The 1,972-nt window shown below is 35.5% G+C and carries 2 protein-coding genes and 1 pseudogene; all 3 read right to left on the bottom strand.

Going from position 1 to position 1,972, the window contains the following annotated elements:
* Positions 1-825: hypothetical protein (locus tag PR675_RS13295; protein WP_272582761.1), on the bottom strand; the 825-nt coding region annotated here is incomplete at its 3' end.
* 236 nt (positions 826-1,061) lie between these two features.
* On the bottom strand, positions 1,062-1,139 hold the full coding sequence (locus tag PR675_RS13290; protein ID WP_376738355.1) for a hypothetical protein: 78 nt from the start codon (positions 1,137-1,139) through the stop codon (positions 1,062-1,064).
* Between the two features lie 244 nt (positions 1,140-1,383).
* Positions 1,384-1,972: pseudogene (locus tag PR675_RS13285) on the bottom strand (hypothetical protein); the annotation flags it as partial.

The following is a 1,972-nucleotide window of genomic DNA, read 5'->3' as shown; positions in this document are numbered from 1 at the left end:
ATCCATTACCGCTTCACGCCCTTCACGCATAAAAGTATTCACAAAGCTGACAAAGATATTGGCTTCATTAGCTGTATTAAAGTTAAGGTTTGACATGGCTGATGTATAAGGCAAAAACATCTCTTCCTGCAACTCACCATTTTCAGTATTAATGCTATATAACCGGACTGCAAGCATAATTGGGGCATGACCATACTCAATATATTCATAGCGGTCTGCTGAAACTTTCCCTTTTAAATAGCTATAGACATATTTTTTCTCTCGATCAAAAATCAGGACTGGTAGCGGCTTTAAAAAGATTATATAACCCACAATACTGGTAAAAATACCAAAAATTAACGTGAAAATTATAAGAGTAACGTCCTTACCTCCAACTTTATCGACATGCCCTCCCCATAAATAGTAATCGACAAAGAAAACCCCAAAGCTTTTATTGCCTTCACCATAAAATGGTCTAAGCTCCTTAATTTTTTTAGTCAATGTTATATTTTTTTCTTTATAAAGATTATACTTTTTCTCATACATTGAGATGGTGCTAACAAAACTATTGTAGTTATCTATATTTGACTTTATTAGTACACTCAAAATTACTATAAAAAAAACTAAAATAACCAGAAAAAAGCTCATTGCCCCAACATCACGTTTTCCTCGATTAATATTCGCAATGGCAAATTGTTTAGCATTAATTTCATCAATAAAGGTTAACTCTTCAAGCTCAACATTATTTTGGTAACGTTCGTGATTAGATACAAAGCGTTGTTTCTTGGCACGATCAAAATTGGATTTTAATGTCATGTGTTTTTTGACAAAGGCAACTATTCCCATTATATCTTTTCCTCATTAATAAAACCCAGAGTGCAATTAGCCTCATCTAACGCTTTTTCACTGTCGATATACCGCATCGGTGGTAGAGATGACTCAATTCTGCAAATGAAATCATCCTTATAATCATTCGATTCTTTAAAGCTAACATACTGACTAATAATAGTATTCACTCATTCTTTATTGTTTTAACCCCTATGATTAAAACACCCCGCTCAAGATACTTTTTTACTACTTGCTTAATCCACTGCGACAAGCACACACCCACAAACCACCTTGTGTCCTTCTAATGCTACTGAGACCCCATTAATTTTCATCAAGTTGACTTGCTCGACCAATAGATTCAAAGTGCAAATAATTTTTCTTTAATTGATTAAACAAGGCCTTTCGCTTAATTTCATTGTGCTCTAAGACAGCTTGATATTCCTCTTCAAAATAGTGAACTGTATCAAGATAAAAGGCTTACAGCTTATTATCACAAATAATTTGTTTTCTTTCTGCCGTCTGCTTCATAATATTACCTGTATCTAAAGATGGTAAACCATCGGTGATTTACCGTGATTAAAATAGTTTATGAATCACTTGCAGCTCTGTATTAATCGTGATCAAGTCTTCAATCATCTGATCATAAATAGCAGGCCTATTTTGCTTCCAACCCACCATATCAGGGCGATGTTCAATTGCCATCGGGGTTTTAAGTAATGGGTGATCGATGATAGGAGTAGTTAAGCCATGTTTGGCGCGGAAATTTTTGACGGCTTGATATTCAAACGGCCACGCTAATAATATTTCCATATCTATTTCATAGCCTGTCGCACTTTGTTCATTTTCATCCCAGTCAAATAAAGCGGACCATTCGACATGACGATCACACAGTGCAATAAGCCATTGGGCGACAACATCGTGATTTTCATTATATAACGCTTCTTGGCAAAAACGTTGATAAAACGGATCGATAGGAATACCTGCACTCTCCCAATCTATGGTTTGATTTTTTTCGCTTGCCAACATTTCAACGGCAAATACGCCTAGCTTCTGTGGACGAGTATACATAGGGAGCGATTTTGCTATTTTACCCGATTGAATATTCTCAATAATTCTATCGTAGCAAAGGTGCCCAATTCTAAAGTCATCACAAGCAAAATCCATG

The sequence above is a fragment of the Providencia sp. PROV261 genome (assembly GCF_028477945.1).
Classification (GTDB): Bacteria; Pseudomonadota; Gammaproteobacteria; order Enterobacterales; family Enterobacteriaceae; genus Providencia; species Providencia stuartii.
This window is presented reverse-complemented; position numbering and strand designations above follow the sequence as displayed.